Here is a 20148-nt window from a genome sequence, read left to right as displayed (position 1 = left end):
GTCGTCCCGCGTCGTCGCGATCCTCCCTCCGGTCGGGAGCACCGTCAACGAGACCACGCCGAAGCGCCTCGGAAGGGGTGGAGACCGCCCTCGTAGACGAACGCCTGGCGGTCACCGACGAACGACGCGGAACCAATCACGGTCGTTCGACTTGCGGAAGTCGTTGTGGCCGAGGTACTTCACGCGAACCAGGTAGACGCCGGTCTCGTAGAGGTGGACCAGCCCGACGGATCGACTCCCGTCACGAAGCTGCTTGGTCTTCTCCCGCAGCACGTCACCCTTGCGCTTCAGGATGACTCGGACGCGGCCGGACACAGGAGACCCGTGCACGGGGCGGACCGCCACGTGTGCTCGCACTCGCTTGCCTCGGCGAGTGTCCGGCACGCGCACTCGGACATGAACCCGGTCCTTGACGACCCGGACGGATGTCGTTGCCGTGCTGGGTGAGACGTGCCGTTCGTCAGCCGGCACGAAGGTCGCCGTCAGAGGGTAGACGGCTCCGGCGGAGAGGTCGGTTTCGAGGGCGGTGCGGGCAACGCCGTCCTTGCCGAGCCAGACCCGATCAGTGAGGGAGCCCAGCTGGAAGATCACCGCCCCCTTGGCCTTGCCGCCGGTGCTCGCGACCCGCGCGACTGCTCGGGCCTTCTCGCCATGACTCACACGGCGCTCGTCGACGCTGACAAGCGTGCTCGTCGTGGCGGTCACCGAGAGGATGTCGATGGTGGGATCGGGGCCAGGTTCACTGCATGCCAGGACAACCGGAGCGCCGAGTGCGGTGCCGGTGGCGTCGCGCAGCTGGAGGCTCGACTTCAGGTCTCCAGCGCGGAGCCGGACCTGCCCTGACGTGGTCCAGCTCAAGGATCCGACGGCGGTGAGGGTCAGCGGTCCGCTGTCGGAGACGGCGGTGGCGGCGATCGACTGACCCACCTGGCGGCCTTGTCCCGACGCGCTGACCGCGAGGTCGACGGTGCCTGCGACGGAGCGAGCCCCGGCGTCGTACAGGCGCTGGCGGACGTCGCTGGGGAAGGACAGGATGCTCGTCGCCGACAGGTCGCTACCCGCTGCGATCGTCGCCGGATCGGTGTCGATCTCGACCGTGGCGACGAAGGCGCCGGTCTCCTGACTCGTGCAGTTGTAGGGGATCGCACCGGTCGTGGCGGTCGCAGGTGGAACCGCGATCAAGCCGCTGACTCCCAGTGCGCCTGCAGCGATCCAGCCGCTGAGACGACTGTTGGGACGTGCGTGCATTGAGCCTCCTTGCGATAGCCCGAGCCCGGCCAGTTGCCGGTCGCCCGAAGGGTGGTCGTGCGCGTACCCACGGTCTGACGCCGTGAGCCTGGTGAAAGTTCAGACCGCGCGGCTGATGGCCGCGCCGCCGAAAGAGCCGGATCCGCCCGTCGCGGCACCTTCGGATCGCCGCAGGAAATAGGGGTCGACATACCCCTTCTCCCAGAAGGGCAGGTAGCCGAAGTGTCGGTACGCCTGCTCGTACCGCGGTGGCCGCATCACGCCGAGGTGGTGTTCGGCAGCATGGACGTGTTCGTGCGTTGTCTCCACCTGGATGCTGTCGCCGACGTTCGTGACCGCATCGACCGGGAGCAAGTGGCACGTGCGCCCCAATCCTTGAAGTCCCCCGGACGCCACGACCAACAGCCTCACGCGGCGCTCGCGCTGGTCGACCACGAGGTCGTCGACCTCACCGACACGGTGTCCTTGCAGGTCGACGACGATGTGGCCGCGCACGTCGTCGTCGGCGCAGGCCAGGACGAGGTCGCTGCTGTCGCGCAGTCCGACCAAGGTGGCTGTCGCCGTGTTCTCCATGTCTGCTCCTCTGCTCGCGGACGGGACCGGGTCTCCGGTCCCGGGTGTCGTCTCCGGTCCCGGTGTCGGATGCATGAGTCTGTGCAACCAAGACGACAATCACCCCGGCAGCCGCATGGCAATCCGATGACAGCCGCGCAGGCCTGATCGCGCCCCCCGCGCGCGACCAGGCCTCCGCTCTGCAGGGACCGGAGGCGTCAGGCCTCGACGGCAAGCGGTTCGCCCGTTGCCCGGGCGAAGGCGATGAGCGCGTCGACGAGGGCCTGCCGCTCGTCTGCTTCCATGCGGGCGGTCACCTCGGCGATGAGGAGACGCCGTTTCCTGGTGACGCTGGCGACCAGATCGGCCCCGAGGCTCGTCACCGCGTATGCACCGTCGCTGGTGAAGTGCACCCACTCCTCGTCATGGATCCGCTCGACGATGCGGCACGTCGGCCCGTGCCCGAGGTCGAGGTGCGCTGCCAGACTGATGGGAGTGGCAGGCCCCTGGGACTCGAGGACGACCAGCGCGCGGAACTCGCTGAGAGTCAGCGTGTCCTCGACGCCGGCGAGCGACCGCGCCGAGATGGCGATCAGCGCTCGGGAAGCCGTGACCAGCGCGGAGATGACATCGTCGTCGACAGTGGCTGTCACCATCCGGATCCCTCTGGAACCCCGCCGATGTTGCGCGCTCCGTGGTGCAGGCTCATGGGCGCAGCCCCCGCCCATGGTCGCGTGACTGCGACACCGTCGCTTGCTGCGCGGCTCGGTCACCGGGTCCGGTCAGCTCTTGGAGACACCGGGGTTGGGTACGTCGGAAGTTCGCCAGGGCTTGCGCCCGCCTGGAGTCGGTCTTGGCCGCGTCGGCGAGGTTCCACGCGGCGCGCGCGGCGGTCCGGCAGTAGCTGGGAACACCAGCCGCCTCACAGCGGCCTGAGGTGTCGACCGCTGCGGACTTGATCGATCCCAGGTTCACACCGGGCAGTCCTCCGTCGGGGATCAGGGACCCCAGCGACGCCACCGCCTCCGCGCAGGGTGTCACCTCGGCCCCGGACCGGGCGTCGTCGGTTCCTCGCAACGCGTGTGCCGTGATCACCAGGACGATCACGACGAGACAGCCAGCAAGGACCGTCGCTGACCAGAAGCTCCAATGACGATCTCGGTCAGCTGTCCGAGGGTCGCCCGACTGCCTGGCCATCCAGTGCCTACCCAGCCGTCGCCGCGCGTGCCGACATCATCCGGCGCGCAGGTGAAGCAGCAGGTTGCGGTGACGTCGGTCGTTGCGCACTGCTTGCTGACGAGCTCGCGCGATGAGCGCCTCTCGGCGTGCTGCGTCCCGGGGGTCGAGTCTCGGCCTCATGCGGAGTCCCTGAGGATGAAGGTCACGCGGCCGTTCTCGTCGGTGCTCGCGTCGAGCTCACCGTTTCGAACCTTCTGTGCGGCGACGGGACCCAGGTAGAGGCGTGCGCCGTCGCGCTCGACGACTTGGTCTCCTGCCGCCGGCTCGTTGACGGCTCCGACCCTCAAGCGCTCTCCGCCCTCGTCGCCCCGAGCGATGCGGAGACCCGAGGTGTGCTTGAGCCTGGGATGCCCGGTCACCTGGCGGATGACCTTGAGGGCCCGGGAAGAGATGGCAATCATTTCGCGTGCCTCCTTCTGTCAGAGATGCCGTCGTGGGTTCACGAGGACATCTCCATCCAGACACGTCCCCAGCGGCCGGACAAGGGTGCACAGCGAGGTGGCGTTGAAGTGCCCTATGGCCGCCGCAGGATTGTCATCCGGCTGTCATCTGACCGCGCTGTCGACGTCATCACGGCATGTCAGCGTGACGTGATGCAGACGGGTTCGGGTCCCCCTCCTCTGGGAGGGCCCACACGGGCAGAGACTCGTCCTTGCCGGGACGGCTCTGGTCGCCGCGTTGACCATGCCGCCTCGAGCGGGCCGGGTGAGGTCGACGTCCAGCTCCTCGACTCCAGGGTCGTCGGGATGCTGGACGACCTGCAGTGGCGGCTCGACGCTGTCTTGGAGCAGGGACCTCACACAGTCGTCTTGGACATGTCCGCTCTGACACGACTCTCCTCGACCTGTGTCGCCGCCCTGCTGTGGGTCAAGCGTCGCTGCGCAGCACGAGGCGTCGCCGTCGTGCTGCGCGACCCCTCTCGTGACTGCGCAGCGGCGCTGGAGCGGATCGGTCTGCTAGGGGCGCTGCCGACGGAGCTGCCGCTCCCCGACGCCTGAAGATCAGGCGCCCGGACAGCCGAGGCCCTGGCTGGCATCGAATCGCTCGGGGACCAGGGCGGCATAGTCCGCGGCCGTCACCGGGCCGCTGGTGAGCACTCCGTCAGGTAGCGGCACCTGCACCGGCTCGTCACCGCTGGCGAACTCCACCGATCGCACGCCGGGCGCTGTCGTCACGGTGAGGACGATCTGCCCGATGGCAACAGGTAGGCGGTCCGGGGAGAGCGTCGCGCCTGGATCCACTCCGATCACGGCGGTCGCGTCGGCGAGGTCGACGAGCACCAGCTCGGTGTCCGGCGCCACCGCCGTCGACCTACCCGTCGCCCGGGCGCGCTCCGAGGGACCAGCGACCAGTTCGTCGAGGAGCTGCCGTGCCACCACGTGAGGGGGATCTGCACAGCTGGCGCCGGCGGGCTCGGGAACCAAAGCATCCTCGACCAGCCAGAACGTGAGCGCCCCCGACCCCTCCGGATCGCTCTGCACAGTCGGGCCGGGCTCGCCGGAATCCGGCTCGAGCAGCTGATAGGGAATCGTCGCGTCATCGACTCGTGTCACGCTGCCGCTGCCCGGAAGGCCGCATGCTGCACAGGTCGCCACCACCATCGTTGACACGACGACCCAGGTCCGGCCGCGTCGCGTTCCGCCGGTCATGACAACGCCTCCCTGTGCGCTCGCGGCAACCGCACCACGAAGACCGCGCCGCCGTGTCGGCCATCGGTGCACCACACATCACCGTGGTGGTTGCGGATGGTCTGCTGCACGATGCTGAGCCCCAGACCGCTGCCGGTGCCCGACTTCTGGCCGCCCGCCCTGGCGAAACGTTCGAAGATGCGCTTCCGGTCCTCCGGCGACACCCCGCTTCCTCGGTCCTCGACGAAGATGTCGACGAAGTCGCCGCGGCCCTGGACACGGACCTCGGTCAGTCCGCCACCATGCAGGTCCGCGTTGCGGAAGAGGTTCGTGAGGACTCGGAGCAACTGGGACCGGTCGACCCTGACCAGCGGTTCCTCGGTCCCCACATCCGCCGGCACCACCAGATCTGCTGATCGCCGCCCGACGCGCAGCGCTTGCTCGACGAGCTGCTGGGCGCTCACCACCCTCATCTGATCGCTAGGGGCGTCGGCATCGAGGCGGCCCAGCTCGAGAAGATCCTCGAGCGCCCGGCGAAAGCGTTCGAGCTCGTCGCCCATCAGAGCGACGGCGCGTTCGGCTCGTGGTGAGAGACCTTCGGTCTGCTGGAGCAGGCTCAGGCTCGTCGTCAAGGTGGTCACGGGGGTGCGCAGCTCGTGGCTGACGTCGGCAGCGAAGCGGGAGTCCTGCTGGATCCTCTCGTGGAGCGCGTCGACCATGTTGTTGAAGGCACCGACCAGCGCCGCGAGATCGGGATCGTCGGTGTCGGACAGCCGGGTGCTCATGTCACCGGCGGAGACCCGGACCGCAGCGGTGGTCACCTCCCCCAGCGGGGCCAGCACACGGCGGCTGGCCGCCCGGCCCAAGAGGGCACCCGCAGCCGTGGTCAGCGCCGCACCGACGGCCAACGCCAGCCCCAGCGTCCACAGCGTCCGGTCCAGCTCCTCGGCAACCGACACCTCGTAGTACTCCGCGTCGACCGCGCTCAGCGGGATGCCGACCACGACCGCGTTCGGGTCGGTCTCCTCCGTCCAGGCCACGGCGACGGACCCGTCGGCCACGATCGGCTGGACCTCGTCGGTGGTGCTGGGGCCCGCTGTGTCCAGCGCCGAGGAGTACCACTCGCCGTCTCGCCGCACGTAGATGACAGCCCCCGCCGGGGGGGAGATGGATTCGAGCACGTCGCTGACCTGGGCTCCCGCAGTCTGCAGGCCGTCACGCACCAAGGCGGCATCGGTGTAGGCCTGGCGGGTCGCCGTCCGTTCGCGCTGCTCGACCAGCAGGTGCCGAGCCGAGAAGTACGTGCCGAGGGCGAGCGCGGTCGACAGGGTCAGGGCCCCCAGGGCGAAGGCCACGGTGACCGAGGCCCGCAACCCGCGGGGAGAACGAGCGCGTGTCACCGTACGTCGAGGCGGTAGCCGAGGCCGCGCACGGTCACCAGGGTGGAGGGTGCGCTGGGGTCGGCTTCGAGCTTCTTGCGCAGGCGCCGAACGTGGACGTCGACGAGGCGCTCGTCGCCGAAGAAGCCGGTGTCCCACACGTGATCGAGGAGCGAGGTCCGGTTCAGGACGCGTCCAGCGTTGTCGACCAGCACGCTCAGCAGCCTGAACTCCGTGTTGGTCAGGTGGATCTCAGCACCCCCACGTGTCAGCTGCGCGGCGCCGCGGTCGAAGACGAGAGGTCCGGCCAAGCTGTCGAGGACGAACACATCAGCACCGCGCACCTCGTGATGATCCTCTGCCATCGAGGGACGCCGCAGCAGAGCACGGAGTCGCGCCTTGATCTCCTCCACGACGAACGGCTTCGTCACGTAGTCGTCGGCGCCCGCCTCCAGTGCCGCCACCACGTCCTGCACGCCGTCCCGGGCGCTGACGACCACGATCGGCGCCTCTGTCTGGGGCCGCGCCCGCTGGATGAACGAGAACCCGTCCATGCCGCCGAGCATGAGGTCGACCAGCATCAGGTCGACGCCGGGACCGGCAACGACCCGGAGCGCGGTCTCCGCGTCGACGGCCTCGACCACGTCGTACCCGTCGTCCTCCAGGACGAGACGGAGCGAGGCTCGGAGCCCGTCGTCGTCCTCCAGGATCAGCAGCCGAGTCGCCATCGATCGTCATCCTCGCATCCGTGTCGTCGGCGCAGACCCGCGACCCATGACCGTTGACCGGCCCCGACGTCGCGAGGGTGCGGAGGCAGTCGCCTCGTCAATCGTTCTGGTACACGTCGGGGACGCCGTCGTTGTCGACGTCCCTGGTCTCTTCCTCCTCGATCCTGCGATACGTGCGGTTCCGGGAGCGCAGCAGCACAGCAGCCAGCACGGAGGCAGTGGCCGACGCGACCAGCACGGCGACCTTGACGTGCTCGTCGCGCTCGCTGCCCTGGCCGAAAGCGAGGTCGCCGATGAGGAGCGAGACCGTGAACCCGATGCCGGCCAGGAGCGAGACACCGAGGACGTCGAGCCAGGTCACGCTCGGGTCCAGGTCGGCACGCGTCAGCTTCGCGAGGGCGAACGTGGTCCCGAAGATCCCGATCGGCTTGCCCAGCACCAGCCCGGCGATGATGCCCAGGGCGACACTGTCGCTGAGGCTGGCGGTGAGCCCGGACCACCCGCCGATCGTCACACCGGCAGCGAAGAACGCGAAGACCGGGACAGCCACTCCCGCTGAGATCGGCCGGAACAGGTGCTCGAAGTGCTCCGCGAGGCCGGGGCCCGCGTCTGGGCCACCAGCGGCGGCGCTGCGCACGACGGGGACGGTGAACCCCAGCAGGACGCCCGCGACCGTGGCATGCACACCCGAAGCGTGCATGAGGGTCCACGCCGCGAAGGCGAGGGGAAGAAGCAACCACCAGGCGCGGATCCTGAAGTGCACGAGAGCTCCGAACGCGACGATCGGGGCGAACGCCGCCAGGAGCAGGAGCACGTCGAGCTCACTGGTGTAGAACACCGCGATGATCGTGATCGCCAGCAGGTCGTCGACGACCGCCAAGGTCAGCAGGAACGTGCGCAACGCAGACGGCAGGTGGGTGCTGATCACGGCGAGGACCGCCACCGCGAAGGCGATGTCGGTCGCGGTCGGGATCGCCCAGCCGCGCAGCGCATCGCCTCCGCCGACGTTGAACCCGACAAAGATCAGCGCCGGCGCCGCCATCCCACCGATCGCGGCGGCGATGGGCAGCGCGGCCCGCCGGGGATCGCGGAGGTCCCCAGCGACGAACTCGCGCTTCAGCTCCAACCCGACGACGAAGAAGAAGATGGCCAGGAGTCCGTCGGCAGCCCACGTCTCCAGCGACAGGTGCAGGTGCAGGGTCTCGGGGCCGATCTCGAGCTCGCGCAGCGCGTCATAACCGTCTGCCCATGGGGAGTTGGCCCACGTCATCGCGATGAGCGTGGCCGCGAGCAGCAAGGCACCGCCCACCGTCTCCTGTCGCAGCACGTCGGCGATGCGCGCCGTCTCGCTCCAGGATCCACGCGAGAACACGCGGCGGGGGCTGGTCGGGTCTGTCATCTGGGCTCCAGGGTCGGCGACATCATGCCGACCAGACTTCCCGGCGCACCACGATGAACTCTAGGCGGCCTGCCCGCTGACCAGCACTGGGGTCGGATGGAACACCCGTCGGTGACATCACCTCGCACCTGACCGGATGACCAGATTGCCCAGGTGCACAGTCATGGAACGGCAATGTCATCGACCTGTCGTCGTCATGCCGATCTGGCATCGTCGTCCGCAGCAGCCCGCAGACGATGCCGGCGGCTCTTGAGGCTCGCGGTCGTCCCGAGCGGCCGCGGGTTCGGCGACCTCGTCCGTTGCCGGTTTCGACCGGATCGCCGATGCGGACGGGGTTGCCGTCTCACTCGCGCGAGGTCTGTCCGGCCAGCGGGTGAGGCGAAGGGCTGACCCGACGCACGCACGCCCTGGGGCCGGGCTAGTCCGACGTCCCATTCGTGCCGAGAGGAGCACTGGCGCGTGCGGGCTCGGCCCCTGCGACCGAGTCTCGGGCCTCTTCATGCATCCCGTGCCAGTCGAGGCACAGCACCGTGGCGTCGTCGAGGAGTGCGTGACCCGCGGCCTCGAGAGCGTTGTCGGCGAGGTGCCGCACCAGCTCGCGAGGGTGGAGCGCATCGCTGTCCCGGATCGTCTCGGCGAGGAGTGCCCCCGCCGGGTTCCGCTCGAGCATGCCGTCGGTCACGAACACCAGGCGGTCGCCGGGTGTGAGGCTCAGCTGCGTGGCGCGATAGGTGCTCTCGGCGAACATGCCGAAGGGCGGGTCGACGGCCAGGTCGAGGGTGGTCAGCCTGCCGTCGCGCAGCAGGTACGGCGGGATGTGCCCTGCGTTGACGATCTCGAGCGAGCCCGTGCGCAGGTCCAGGCGACCCACGAGCCCGGAGGCGAACTCGCTGCCGGAGGGGCTGATGGGATGCTGGAGGATCGCGTCGTTGGTCGCCTTGGCCTGCTCCAGCAAGGACAGCCCGCGTCGCCTGGCCCCCCGCAGACTGCCCAGGCACATGCTGGCCGTCAGAGACGCTTGGACGCCATGTCCCATGGCGTCCGTGAGCGAGAGGTGGAGGAGGTCACGCGCCAGGCTGTAGTCGTAGGTGTCGCCACCGATGGTCGCGGCGGGCTCGAGCCAGCCGGCCAGCGTGAAGGCGGCCGCCTCGCACGTGCGCGACGGGGGAAGCAGGCGCTGCTGGATCTCGGCAGACAGGCTGTACGCCTGGCTGCGTTGCCCCCACTCGTACAAGTCGGTGTGACCGCGGTTGGCGATCACCACGAAGGCGAGCACGTGGGCGACCTGGCCGATCTCCGACACCACCTCTGAGCTCGGCTCACCAGGCAGGTACAGCTCGAGGAGCCCGATGGCCTCACCCCGCTCCGTCACCGGCGCCAGGACCCGCCACCGGGCGGCGCCACTCGCTGCAGGTTCGGCCAGGACCTGCACGGTCTGGGTGCGCATCGCCTGCTCGGCGGGGCCACCGTCGTACGGCAGCTCGGCAGCCGCTTCCTCATCCTCGTGCCGCCGCCCGGCCGCACGAGGATCGCCGACGTCGTCTCCGACCAAAGGCGTGTGGGCCAGCCGGACCAGACCGCGTCCGGAGGCATCGGAGATGAGGAAGGACACCCTGACCGCACCCAGCGCCAGCGCCAGCTCGCGCGCGACCTCGGGCACGGCATCGACCGGCGACGCCGACTCCGCCGCCGCGAGGACGCGTCTCACGTCGAGCGGGATGCGCGAAGTCGTCACCGGACGGAGACTACGGGCGGGCACTGGCGCGGGCTGCATCCCTGCTGCCCCGCCCTCGAGAGCGAGAGACCCCCGCTTAGGCAGCGAGTGCTGCCGACTGGACTTCGGTACCCGCGACCGACTGTCCTACGAGGCATCGCCACGTGTCGCTCGTCACTGGGTTCAGCGCGGTCGCAGTTGACGCCCACCTCTGCACGGCACTGCCGGCGTTCAAACCGTTGCGCACGGTGCGCTCCCCAGGCCGTGAAGGTAAAGAAGTCCAGCAGGATCGATGGGCCGCCGGAATCCGGGTACCACTCGCTGGCGCTTGAGGCGCCTTGCCGGGGGGTAAGGCCGTCCCCCGCTCTGTTGTGCCTGCACAACGAGCGGGGGACGGTTCGGTTCAGGAGCCCACTCGATCGCCGATGATGGCGGCCAGCTCGCGAGGAGCCTGGGTGGGGATCCAGTGCGTCGCTCCCTCCAGCACCACGAAGTCATAGGGGCCGTTCACGAACTGCGCGGTCAGCTCTGCTCCGCGACGCGCGATCGCCTGCTCCCCGTCGCTCCACACGAAGGTGGTGGGGACGGTGACATGTTCGGTCCGGTGCCAGTCGAGGGCCGCACCTCTGTACCAACCAAGGGCACCCGAGAGGGCACCGTCAGCGAGGATCTCCGCGCGGAACGACGTCAGCTCGTCCTCCGTCATGCCCGATCCACGCAGCAGCGCCTCGAGCGCTTCCGGCGCCAGCCGGGCCACCAGCTCCGGCAAGGCCGGCGGCTGCACTGCCAGGACATACCAGGACCGAAGCGCTTGCGAGCTCGTCATCAGTGACGCAGCGAGTGCGCTCGGGTGCGGGACCGACACCGCTGTCAACGACAGCACCAGCGTCGGGTGAGCGGCAGCCAGGCGCCACGCCACGACCGCCCCCCAGTCGTGGCCGACCAGGTGGACGGGCGTGCCCACGCACTCGATCAAGGCCAGGACGTCGCCGACGAGCTTGTCGGACGTGTACGACAGACGGGTGCGTGGTCGCGCTCCGGGCGAGTAGCCGCGCTGGTCCAGGGCGAGCGTCCGGTAACCGGCTTCGGCGAGGAACGCTGCCACGTCTCTCCACGATGAGGCGCGCTGGGGGAAGCCGTGCAGCAACAGCACGATCGGGCCGTCGGCCGGACCCGCGTCGACGACGTCGAACACCAAGCCGTCGTGCTCGTAGGAGGAGATCGGCTCAATCGGTCGATCCGGCTGGGGAACGACTTCTGTCATCCGCACCCGCCGGGTCACGAGCGCTGGCAGGCGGAGGTCATGGCCCCTTGGTACCCCGCGGCCAGAAGTCCATCCGAAACGGGCGGAGCCCGCCATGTCCTGTCCCGCCATGTCCTGTCCGCTGGAGGATGCCGCATGATGAGGTCGAGCGACGGGTACTCATCCCGGCCGGCGGAGCGCTCGTATAGCCACCGCCGACCGATGCCCGGAGGATCGATGACTGTGCCGATCACCGACGGAGCGCGCGGGACCGTCGTCCCGTTTCGCCCGGCCCCCCTGCTCGCGCTGCTGCGCGCCGCGCACGCCGGACCGACTGCTGCCGTGACGGCGCTCGCCACGGCCGTGGCCTGGGCGTCGGGCGCGGCGCCCGGCCGGGTCGCACTGGTGGCGGCGGCGGTGCTCACGGGTCAGCTCTCGATCGGCTGGTCCAACGACCTCCTCGACCTCGCTCGCGACCGCACCGTGGGGCGGACGGACAAACCCCTGGTGACCGGCGAGGTGTCCGCCCGGTGGGTGCGGACGGCGTGCGCCCTGGCCGTGGTCGCAACAGTGGTCCTGTCGCTCGCCTGCGGAGTGCCGGCCGGTCTCTGGCACCTGCTGGTGGTGGCGTCGGGCTGGGCGTACAACCTGGGGCTGAAGGCCACGATCTGGTCGTGGGCGCCGTACGCCGTCGCGTTCGGCGCCTTGCCGGTCTTCGCCGTCCTCGCCCGCCCGGGCGCCGCAGCGCCGCAGTGGTGGCTCCCCGCCGGCGGGGCGCTGCTCGGCGTGGGGGCCCACCTCGTCAACGTCCTGCCCGACCTCGACGACGACGCCGCCACCGGAGTTCGAGGCTTCCCGCACCGCCTGGGGCCGACCAGGGCCCAGGGGCTTGCTGTCGTGGTGCTCGGGGTCGCGTCCGTGGTCGTCGCAGGCGGTGCGGTGACGGTGGCGCTGCCGGTACGGGTCGGCGCCCTGGTCTTGGTGGCCGTGCTCGCGCTGGTCGCCTGGCGCGGCAACGGGCGGGTTCCCTTCTTGGCTGCCATCGGGATCGCCGCGGTCGACGTGCTGATGCTGGTGATCTCCAGATGAGCGCGAACCAGCACCACTGGGACCTCGCGATCGTCGGGGCCGGACCCGCCGGCGCCAGCGCGGCGCTGGCTGCGCTTCGCCTCCGCCCGGACCTCCGCGTCGCGCTGGTGGACCGCGACGACTTCCCCCGCGACAAGTGCTGCGGAGACGGCATCGCGCCTCATGTGCTCGACGTCCTCCGCCCGCTGGGCGCCGCCGACGTCGTCGACGGATGGACGCCCCTGCGACAGCTCGAGCTCGCCCAGGGCTCACGACGGGTCGAGGGACAGATGGCCCGACCAGTGCACGTCGTACCGCGCGAGGTCTTCGACGCGGCTCTCGTCAAGCACGCGAGCGACGCCGGAGCCGTGCTGATGCGGCATCGCGTCCATGAGGTCTCGTCTGGTCCGGACGGAGTCAGCCTTGACGACCTGCTGACCGCCGACGTCGTCGTCGGCGCCGACGGCGCGAACTCCGTCGTGCACACCGGCCTCGGCCTCGGCCGGACCAGCCGCCGGGCTCTGGCGATCCGCGGCTACGCGCCCACCACACCTGAGCTGCGCGCCCGGCAGGTGCTCCGCTGGGGGGATGTGCGGCAGCCGTCGTACGCCTGGGCGTTCGACCGTGGCGACGGCTGGTCCAACATCGGCTACGGCGAGCTCGTCACCTCTGGCTCCGGTCAGGGCGACGGCGCCGGGCCGACCCGGCGACACCTCCTGGGCGAGCTCGCCCGGCTGCTCCCGGGCGCGGCCGAGCAAGGCGAGCGCTGGCGCGGTCACCACCTGCCGCTGTCCGGCCGGGGCTGGGGATCCGAGCAGCCCGACGGCCGGGTCCTCCTCGCCGGTGACGCCGCCGGACTGGTGAACCCGATGACCGGCGAGGGCATCTACTACGCCGTCGCCACCGGGTCCCTCGCGGGCACGTCGGCTGCGAGCTGCCTGACCGAAGGTCGCCCGCAGGCCGCCGGGGGTGCGCACCGCACGCACGTACGACGCCTGCTCTCCCAGCACCTGCACCACACCTGGGCCGCCGCCCTCCTGGCCCGCCGTCCCGAGGTCGTGCGCGCCGGGATCGCCGCCGCGCGCCGACCACGACACTTCGACGCCCTGGTGGAGCTCGGCCTGGGCGACGGCCGGATCACCCGTGGGCTGGCGGTCGGTCTCGTCGCCGGCCTGGCCCGTGACCTCACCGGTAGGAAGGTGGCCTGACATGAGCCCCGGCATGAAGCAGCCCGGCATGACCCAGCCCGGCATGACCCAGCCCGGCATGACTCAGCCCGGCATGGAGATCCTCGCGGTCCGCGGCGTCCTGCCCGACCAGCGGTACGCGCAGGCGGACATCACCGACGCCTTCGCGTCGGTCATGGCGCCGGACGGTCTCGACACGCGGGTGCTCCGGCGCCTGCACGGCAACGCCGGCGTGTCCTTCCGTCACCTGGTCCTGCCGATCGACGCCTACCCCCTTGCGGACTTCGGCGCCGCCAACGACGCCTTCATCGAGCACGCGGTCCAGCTCGGCTCCCGAGCCCTGGAGGAAGCGTTGAAGGAGGCAGGTCTGACTCCCACGGACGTCGACGTCATCGTCTGCGCCACCGTCACGGGCCTCGCCATCCCCTCCCTGGAGGCACGCATCGCGTCGACGGTCGGCCTGCGTCCCGACGTGCGCCGGGTGCCCCTGGTGGGTCTGGGGTGCGTCGCGGGCGCCGCCGGAGTGGCCCGGCTGCACGACTACCTCTTGGGTCGTCCCGACCACGTCGCGGCCCTGGTGAGCGTCGAGCTCTGCTCGTTGACCATCCAGCGCGACGACGTGTCGATCGCCAACCTCGTCGCCAGCGGGCTCTTCGGCGACGGCGCGGCCGCGGTCGTGGCGCGCGGCGCCGGGTACGGCGGTCCGGTCGAGGTGCTCGACACCCGGAGCCGCCTCTACCCCGACAGCGAGCGCACGATGGGCTTCGACGTCGGCGCCACCGGGCTCAGGATCGTGCTGGACGCCGAGGTCCCGGCGATCGTGGGCCGCTACATCGGCGAGGACGTCGACGCGTTCCTGGCCGACCACGGCCTCACGCGCGCCGACGTGGGCTGGTGGGTCTGCCACCCCGGCGGGCCCAAGGTCATCGACGCGGTCCGCGACACGCTGGGGCTGACCGAGGAGGACGTCGCCGTCACCCGGCGGTCGCTCGACCGGATCGGCAACCTCTCGTCGGCGTCCGTCCTGCACGTCCTGGAGGACACCTTCCGCGAGCGTCACCGCGAGCCCGGCAGCCACGGCCTGCTGATGGCGATGGGGCCGGGCTTCTGCTCCGAGCTCGTGCTCCTGCGCGCCACGGAGGTGCCGGCGTGACCACCTTGGCCGCCTTCCTGGTCCTCGTCGCCCTGGTCGCCCTCGAGCGGTTGGCAGAGCTCGTCGTGTCGAAGCGCAACGCGGCGTGGAGCTTCGCCCGCGACGGCGTGGAGACGGGTCGGCGGCACTACGTCTGGATGGTCGTCCTGCACTCCTCGTTCCTCGTGGCCCTGGTGGTCGAGGCGCTCGTACGTCGGTCGGACGTGCCACCTGGGCTGGCCTGGTCGATGCTCACCGTCGTCGTGGCGTCGCAGGCACTCCGCTGGTGGTGCATCGCCACCCTCGGCCGGCGCTGGAACACCCGGGTCATCGTGGTGCCGGACCTGCCGCCGGTCACCCACGGGCCCTACCGTCTCCTCAGCCATCCCAACTACGTGGCCGTCGTCGCCGAAGGCCTGGCGCTTCCGCTCGTGCACGGCCTCTGGATGACCGCCGTGGGCTTCACCGTCCTCAACGCGGTGGTCCTGTCCGTGCGGCTGCGCGTCGAGAACGCCGCCCTCGCCGGGCTCCCTGCGCCTGGCCCCACGTCCCGAGCAGACGCGCATGCGTGACCTGGTGATCGCCGGCGGCGGCCCTGTGGGGCTGGTGACGGCCATCCTCGCGGCCCGGGCCGGGCTCGACGTCACGGTGCGGGAGCGTCGCAGCGGCGTCATCGACAAGGCGTGCGGCGAGGGTCTGATGCCGGGCGCCGTGCAGACACTGGAAGCGCTCGGCATCCAGCCGGAGGGGCACCGGATCGCCGGCATCCGCTACGTCGCGGGCGATCGGGTCGCCGAGGCGCCGTTCCGCCACGGAGGCGGGCTCGGCGTCCGGCGCACGACGCTGCACGAGACGCTGCTCGTCGCCGCGGCCGAGGCCGGGGTGCGGCCGGTCGTGCGGCCGGTGGGCATGATCGTGGACGCCGGGGACCACCTGCTCGTGGACGACGAGCCCACCCGTCACCTCGTCGCCGCGGACGGGCTGCACTCGCGCGTTCGCCGGCTCGCCGGGCTCGAGGACCCCGCGCCGGGGCCACGCCGCTTCGGCCTGCGCGCCCACGTCGCGCGGGCGCCCTGGAGCGACTTCGTCGAGGTCCACTGGGCCGCCGCCAGCGAGGCGTACGTGACGCCGGTGGGACCGGACCTGGTCGGCATCGCCGTCCTCAGCAGCCTTCGGCGGCCGATGAGCGAGCACCTCGCGGACCATCCAGGGCTGGGCGCCCACCTCGACGGTCTGGAGCTGTCGCCCGTGCTCGGTGCGGGACCGTTGCGACAGGTCGCGAGCGCGCCGCGCGCGGGCCGGGTGCTGCTCGCCGGAGATGCGTCCGGGTACGTCGACGCCCTCACCGGCGAGGGCATGGCGATCGGACTGGCGCACGCGCAGGCCGCCGTCCAGGCGATCCGGTCGGGCGACCTGACGTCGTACGACCGCGCCTGGCGGCGGATCGGTCGTCGCCACGACCTCCTGACCAGAGCACTGCTAGGGACCACCCGGGTGCCGCTCGTCCGCCGTCACCTCGTGAGGACGGCCGCCCTGGCGCCACGTGTCTTCTCCGCGGTGGTCGACCAGCTAGCGAGGCCGGCATGAAGGGGGCAGGTGTCGAGCTCGTCGTGCTGCTGGACGAGGAGGGGCGTGCCATCGGCACCGCTTCCAAGTCGGAGGTGCACCACCACGACACCCCCCTGCACCTGGCCTTCTCGTGCTACGTCTTCGACGACGACGATCGGCTGCTGGTGACTCGTCGGGCGCTGGCGAAGCCGACCTGGCCCGGCGTGTGGACCAACTCCTGCTGCGGGCATCCGGCTCCAGGAGAGGCCCTCGCTGATGCTGTACGCCGCCGGGTCGGTCAGGAGCTCGGCATCGCGATCGACGACGTGCGGGTCGCGCTGCCGGGATTCCGGTACCGCGCCGTCATGGCAGACGGCATGGTCGAGAACGAGATGTGCCCCGTTGCCGTCGCGCGGTGCTCCACCCCGTCGGCGCTGGACCCGGACCCGGCCGAGGTCGCCGAGACCTGCTGGGTGGCGTGGGCGGACTTCCGGCTGACGGTGCGGACCGGGCGCAGGTCGGTGAGTCCCTGGTGTCACACCCAGGTGCACGAGCTGAGCGACGACCCATGGCAGGTCGACGCGACTGCCGCCGGCCCTCTGCCGGGCGGTCTTCGGGCAGATCCGCTTGGGTAGCTCGCAGACGACCGGGTACATGGCCCGATGCAGACCCGACCGCTGACGTTGTCCGTCGACTTCACGTCAGGCGTCCTGCGGGTCAGCGGGCCGGTCGACGAGGCCTCCATCGGCATGTTGCGCGAAGCCGTCAACCTGGGAAGCCGGAACTACACCTACGACCTGGTGATCGAGCTGAGCGACGTCGACTTCCTGCCCAGCATCCGCACCACACCCGGGAGGAACTAGTCGAGGTGGACAGCCACCAGGACGTTCGCCACAGCTGACTCCGTCAGCCCGCTCTGAGCAGCGGCGCGCCGGATCCGGTCGCGAGCATCACCGACGCTCTCACCGAACCGGACCGCGACCATCCCCACAGCCGTCTCGAGCTTGTCGTTGTCCAGCAACCGCTGGGGCGTGTCGACCGCAGCCAAGCGGGTCGAGAAGGAGAGATCGGCATTGGCCACCGCGTGCTCGGCTGCAGCCCCCAGCACGGCACCCAGTGCCTCCTCATGACCCGCGAACGCATCAGGTGTCGAGGCGTACACGTTGACGCCACCCACGACCTGACCGCCGCGCATCACGGGCATCGACAGACTGCTGGCGACGCCCCTGGCCGAGGCTGCCTGCGCGAACAGCTGCCAGCGTCCTTCGTCGAGCAGGGAGTCCATGTCGGCGGAAACGACGACAGCCTCATCGACCGCAGCGAGACAGGGCCCCTCCCCGTCGACGTACTGGGCGGCGTCCAGCTCTGACGCGAGCAGGTCGGGGGTTGCCAACGTGAACGTCAGCCCAGCCTCGATGAGGCCCACGCTCATCCCCACGATCTCGGGCACGACCTTGCGGGCCCGCTCACCCATGTCGGTCAGCTTCTCCCCGAAGTCGGGCTCGTCGAGCGGCAGGAATGTTGCGAGCGCCTTGCGGGTCTCGGGAATCGGCTCGAGCATCAGTCTCCTCTGATCAGAGCGATGTACCCGCCACGCCGAGCCTACCCACGTCCACCATCGACGAGCGGTCGGCGATGTACCGCGGCCGAGACTGGCGTACTCTGGGACTGGCGCGTCAACCAGCGCCGTTCATGTTTCGCCCCGGACCCCGGCGAGCTCCTTGGATGCGAGGATCGCCGTGGCACGTCTTCCCAGTCACCGCGAAGACGGTCGCCGTCCGCGGCTGCACTCGGTGCCTGCTCCCAGTGATCGATCGAGCGCCTGCTTCGCGCGAACGCCGGGTACCGACCCGGTCCGGCTGGCTACTCGTGGGGAGATGGCAACGTCCCTGCACCTGCTCGCCGATCCCCACGGCGACTGGGATCTGTTGCCGCGCGCGGCAGCGGGTGAGGTGCAGGCTGCCGCTGATCTCTTCGACGGTCACGGCATGGCGGTCCTGGCCTCCACTCGGACCGTGCTCGGCCCGCGTCACGACGAGAAGGCAGCCGACGACATCGTGGTCGCGGCTTTCGTCGCCGCTTGTCGCGGGGCGCGCTGGGACGGCGAGCAGCCACGAACGGTGCTCGTCCGGGCCGCCGTCGACGGGTGCCTGAGCCATGCGAAGACCCAGGACCTGAGGTCGCGAGCCTTGCTGGCGTTGACCGTGTACGGGCGGATGACGTGTCGACAGGCGTCGGCGTTCCTGGGGATCGACCCTGAGATCGACGCCCTGGAGGTCCGGGAGCTCTGGCGTGAGCTTCGCCTGTTGCTGGACCCGCCTAGACCTGCCTGAGCAGGAGGACCAAGAGGGCCAGCAAGATCCCGTACCCGGCGGTCAGGTAGAGGGCGTAGATCGCACGCACCTTTCGAACGTACCCCCGCTGCTGCAAGGCACCAGTCGGACTAGTCACCAGCCCACCTCTCACCACCCCATGTGGTGACGGCGGGCGCGGTCCGGGCCACGAGGCGTCCCCGCCGGTAGACCGCCCGCGGCGGCTCGTGCTCACGGAGGAGGTCGACGACCCGCTGCTGCCCGTGGAGGCAGAAGTCCGCGACGTCGCCGACGGCGAGTCCGTGGCCCGCGAGGCCGATCGCCGCGGCCGCTCTGGTCGTGACCATCTCGACCAGGAGGCGCTGTTCAACGTTGGTGCGGAAGCCCAGGAGGTGACCGGCGAGGAAGGCGACCTCGAGCATGTTGTGCCGACCCCAGGGGTAGTAGGCGTCCTCGATGTCGTCCTGTCCCAGTGCCACGTCGAGGCCTTGGTCGAGGAAGGTCCTGACAGGCAGGTGCAACGGACCGGTGTGCGGGTCGGACACGAAGGCGAGGCCGGCCTCGCGGGCCAGCCCCGCTAGGCGGAGGATCGACGGCTTTTCGTAGGTGCCGACGGCGCGCGCGTGGCAGGCCACTCCCCTCCCGACCAGGTCGTGCCGAAGCAGCTGGTCGGCAAGCATCTGGGTCGTCCGCAACGTCGGATCCCCCGCGTCGTCGACGAGCATCGCGACCCTGAGGCCACGCTCCCGTGCCAGGGCGCAGGCCCACTCGACGTGCTCGCGCGCGGCAGCATCGGAGTGCTCGATCCAGGGGATCCCGCCGACGACGTCGGCGCCGAGGTCCAACGCCTGCTCGCACATCGCCGCCGCGCCTGGGTCGCGCACGACACCGTCCTGGGGGAAGGCGACCACCTGGAGGTCGATCCGACCGGCGTACTCGGCACGTGCCGTGAGCACGGCGTGCATGCCTTCGAGCCCACCGGTGGTGTCGACGTCCACGAATGCCTGCACGTGGAGAACCCCATGCCGGAGCGCCTCGTCGAGTGCCCGGCGCACGTTGGGCAGGATCCAGTCCCGGCGATAACTTCGTTTGACCGCCGACGCCAGCTCGATGGAGGTGGCCGCGTCGCCCATGGTGCCCGAGGTGTACGCCGTCAGCCCGCGGTCGTCGAGCATCGGCAGCGTGTAGACCTTGTCCAGATGCATGTGGGCGTTGACGAACGCGGGCGTGACCAGGCACCCGCCGGCGTCGACGTGCTCCTTGGCGGGGATGTCCGCAGCTGCGCGATCGACGAAGTGTCCGTCCCGCACCGCCAGGGTCGTGGTGGACCCGTCGAGCAGCAGAGCGTTGTCCACCACGACGTCGTACTCAGGGCCTTGGCTCATGACTTCGGCTGACCTTCCTGGGACTCGATGGGTCATCCGCAGTCTCTCGCTGATGGCAGCTCACGTGCGCCGGTGCAGGGTGACCGTTCCGTTGGGGTGGTAGGTGGTCTCGTATCGGGGGTCGTGGATCTTGTGGTGGTGCCAGGCGCAGGCGAAGTAGTGGTCTTGGTGGTTGGTCTTCCCGCCGCTCGCCCACGGGTCTCGGTGATGACTCTCGCACCAGGCGGCGGGGACGGTGCAGCCGTCGATCTGGCACTCGGTGGTGGTGAGGAGGCGGGCTTTGCGTTGGGCGGGCGTGTGGAGTCTGGCGGTGCGGCCGAGGTCGAGGACCTCGGACTGGGTGCCGAGCACGGCGGGGATGAGCCCGGCATTGCAGGCGAGGCGGC

22 protein-coding genes are annotated in these 20148 nt (G+C 70.4%); 9 read left to right on the top strand and 13 right to left on the bottom strand.

Features of this window, described 5'->3' with window-relative positions; genetic code table 11:
• Positions 1–111: 111 nt before the first annotated feature.
• From ABD295_RS01360 to ABD295_RS01345, 4 genes are all read right to left on the bottom strand, one after another.
• On the bottom strand, positions 112–1248 hold the full coding sequence (locus ABD295_RS01360) for a DUF6801 domain-containing protein (RefSeq protein WP_344301757.1): 1137 nt from the start codon (positions 1246–1248) through the stop codon (positions 112–114).
• Positions 1249–1347: 99 nt separating this feature from the next.
• Positions 1348–1821 (bottom strand): PRC-barrel domain-containing protein, encoded by a 474-nt coding sequence (locus ABD295_RS01355; RefSeq protein WP_344301755.1) that lies wholly within the window; start codon positions 1819–1821, stop codon positions 1348–1350.
• A gap of 197 nt (positions 1822–2018) precedes the next feature.
• The gene (locus tag ABD295_RS01350) at positions 2019–2456 is read right to left on the bottom strand and encodes a MarR family winged helix-turn-helix transcriptional regulator (RefSeq protein ID WP_344301752.1); all 438 of its coding nucleotides are present in this window, start codon (positions 2454–2456) and stop codon (positions 2019–2021) included.
• Between the two features lie 699 nt (positions 2457–3155).
• A complete protein-coding gene (locus ABD295_RS01345) occupies positions 3156–3440 on the bottom strand; it encodes a Fe-S cluster assembly protein HesB (RefSeq protein ID WP_344302721.1) in 285 nt (94 codons plus the stop codon).
• Between ABD295_RS01345 and ABD295_RS01340 the strand changes: the two genes are divergently transcribed.
• Positions 3387–4037: an STAS domain-containing protein gene (locus ABD295_RS01340; RefSeq protein ID WP_344302694.1), complete on the top strand. Its 651-nt coding sequence runs from the start codon at positions 3387–3389 to the stop codon at positions 4035–4037. The genes ABD295_RS01345 and ABD295_RS01340 overlap by 54 nt on opposite strands.
• Before the next feature lie 3 nt (positions 4038–4040).
• On the opposite strand, the gene ABD295_RS01335 is transcribed toward ABD295_RS01340, so the two are convergent.
• The 6 genes from ABD295_RS01335 to ABD295_RS01310 form a co-directional block, all read right to left on the bottom strand.
• Positions 4041–4640, bottom strand: coding sequence for a GerMN domain-containing protein (locus ABD295_RS01335; protein WP_344301749.1), 600 nt, complete (start codon positions 4638–4640; stop codon positions 4041–4043).
• A 44-nt stretch (positions 4641–4684) separates the two neighbouring features.
• Entirely contained in the window at positions 4685–6067 is a 1383-nt protein-coding gene (locus tag ABD295_RS01330; RefSeq protein WP_344301747.1) for a HAMP domain-containing sensor histidine kinase, read from the bottom strand.
• A complete protein-coding gene (locus tag ABD295_RS01325) occupies positions 6064–6774 on the bottom strand; it encodes a winged helix-turn-helix domain-containing protein (protein WP_344301745.1) in 711 nt (236 codons plus the stop codon). Before ABD295_RS01325 ends, ABD295_RS01330 begins: the two co-directional genes overlap by 4 nt.
• 97 nt (positions 6775–6871) lie before the next feature.
• Positions 6872–8173 carry a Na+/H+ antiporter NhaA gene (nhaA, locus tag ABD295_RS01320; RefSeq protein ID WP_344301744.1) on the bottom strand — a complete coding sequence of 434 codons (1302 nt, stop codon included), beginning with the start codon at positions 8171–8173 and terminating at the stop codon, positions 6872–6874.
• A gap of 418 nt (positions 8174–8591) precedes the next feature.
• The gene (locus tag ABD295_RS01315) at positions 8592–9908 is read right to left on the bottom strand and encodes a PP2C family protein-serine/threonine phosphatase (protein WP_344301742.1); all 1317 of its coding nucleotides are present in this window, start codon (positions 9906–9908) and stop codon (positions 8592–8594) included.
• 382 nt (positions 9909–10290) lie between these two features.
• A complete protein-coding gene (locus tag ABD295_RS01310; RefSeq protein WP_344301740.1) occupies positions 10291–11151 on the bottom strand; it encodes an alpha/beta fold hydrolase in 861 nt (286 codons plus the stop codon).
• A 216-nt stretch (positions 11152–11367) separates the two neighbouring features.
• Here ABD295_RS01310 and ABD295_RS01305 point away from each other — a divergent pair, with 216 nt between their 5' ends.
• Genes ABD295_RS01305 through ABD295_RS01275 form a run of 7 tightly spaced genes read left to right on the top strand, consistent with a single transcriptional unit; the run spans position 11368 to position 16928 of the window.
• On the top strand, positions 11368–12219 hold the full coding sequence (locus ABD295_RS01305) for a UbiA family prenyltransferase (RefSeq protein WP_344301738.1): 852 nt from the start codon (positions 11368–11370) through the stop codon (positions 12217–12219).
• Positions 12216–13406, top strand: a complete 1191-nt coding sequence (locus ABD295_RS01300) for an NAD(P)/FAD-dependent oxidoreductase (protein WP_344301737.1) — start codon at positions 12216–12218, stop codon at positions 13404–13406. Before ABD295_RS01305 ends, ABD295_RS01300 begins: the two co-directional genes overlap by 4 nt.
• 1 nt (position 13407) lies before the next feature.
• Complete coding sequence (locus ABD295_RS01295) at positions 13408–14538, top strand: type III polyketide synthase (RefSeq protein WP_344301735.1); 1131 nt, start codon at positions 13408–13410, stop codon at positions 14536–14538.
• Entirely contained in the window at positions 14535–15089 is a 555-nt protein-coding gene (locus ABD295_RS01290; protein WP_344301733.1) for an isoprenylcysteine carboxyl methyltransferase family protein, read from the top strand. The genes ABD295_RS01295 and ABD295_RS01290 overlap by 4 nt, the downstream gene beginning before the upstream one ends.
• A complete protein-coding gene (locus ABD295_RS01285) occupies positions 15082–16104 on the top strand; it encodes an NAD(P)/FAD-dependent oxidoreductase (protein ID WP_344301731.1) in 1023 nt (340 codons plus the stop codon). The genes ABD295_RS01290 and ABD295_RS01285 overlap by 8 nt, the downstream gene beginning before the upstream one ends.
• Positions 16101–16700: an isopentenyl-diphosphate Delta-isomerase gene (gene idi / locus ABD295_RS01280; protein WP_344301729.1), complete on the top strand. Its 600-nt coding sequence runs from the start codon at positions 16101–16103 to the stop codon at positions 16698–16700. The genes ABD295_RS01285 and idi overlap by 4 nt, the downstream gene beginning before the upstream one ends.
• A 27-nt stretch (positions 16701–16727) precedes the next feature.
• On the top strand, positions 16728–16928 hold the full coding sequence (locus ABD295_RS01275) for an STAS domain-containing protein (RefSeq protein ID WP_344301727.1): 201 nt from the start codon (positions 16728–16730) through the stop codon (positions 16926–16928).
• Here ABD295_RS01275 and ABD295_RS01270 read toward each other — a convergent pair.
• Positions 16925–17626 carry a GAF domain-containing protein gene (locus ABD295_RS01270; RefSeq protein ID WP_344301725.1) on the bottom strand — a complete coding sequence of 234 codons (702 nt, stop codon included), beginning with the start codon at positions 17624–17626 and terminating at the stop codon, positions 16925–16927. The two genes, ABD295_RS01275 and ABD295_RS01270, sit on opposite strands and share 4 nt — an antisense overlap.
• Positions 17627–17942: 316 nt before the next feature.
• Here ABD295_RS01270 and ABD295_RS01265 point away from each other — a divergent pair, with 316 nt between their 5' ends.
• Positions 17943–18398 (top strand): hypothetical protein, encoded by a 456-nt coding sequence (locus ABD295_RS01265; protein ID WP_344301722.1) that lies wholly within the window; start codon positions 17943–17945, stop codon positions 18396–18398.
• Between the two features lie 110 nt (positions 18399–18508).
• On the opposite strand, the gene ABD295_RS01260 is transcribed toward ABD295_RS01265, so the two are convergent.
• Complete coding sequence (locus ABD295_RS01260; RefSeq protein WP_344301720.1) at positions 18509–19762, bottom strand: amidohydrolase family protein; 1254 nt, start codon at positions 19760–19762, stop codon at positions 18509–18511.
• A 60-nt stretch (positions 19763–19822) separates the two neighbouring features.
• Positions 19823–20148, bottom strand: a 326-nt coding sequence (locus ABD295_RS01255; RefSeq protein WP_344301718.1) for an HNH endonuclease signature motif containing protein, incomplete at its 5' end; no start/stop codon positions are given.

The organism is Nocardioides bigeumensis (assembly GCF_039531755.1).
GTDB lineage: Bacteria > Actinomycetota > Actinomycetes > Propionibacteriales > Nocardioidaceae > Nocardioides > Nocardioides bigeumensis.
Note: the sequence above shows the minus strand (reverse complement) of the source record. Positions and strands in the feature narration are given on the sequence as shown.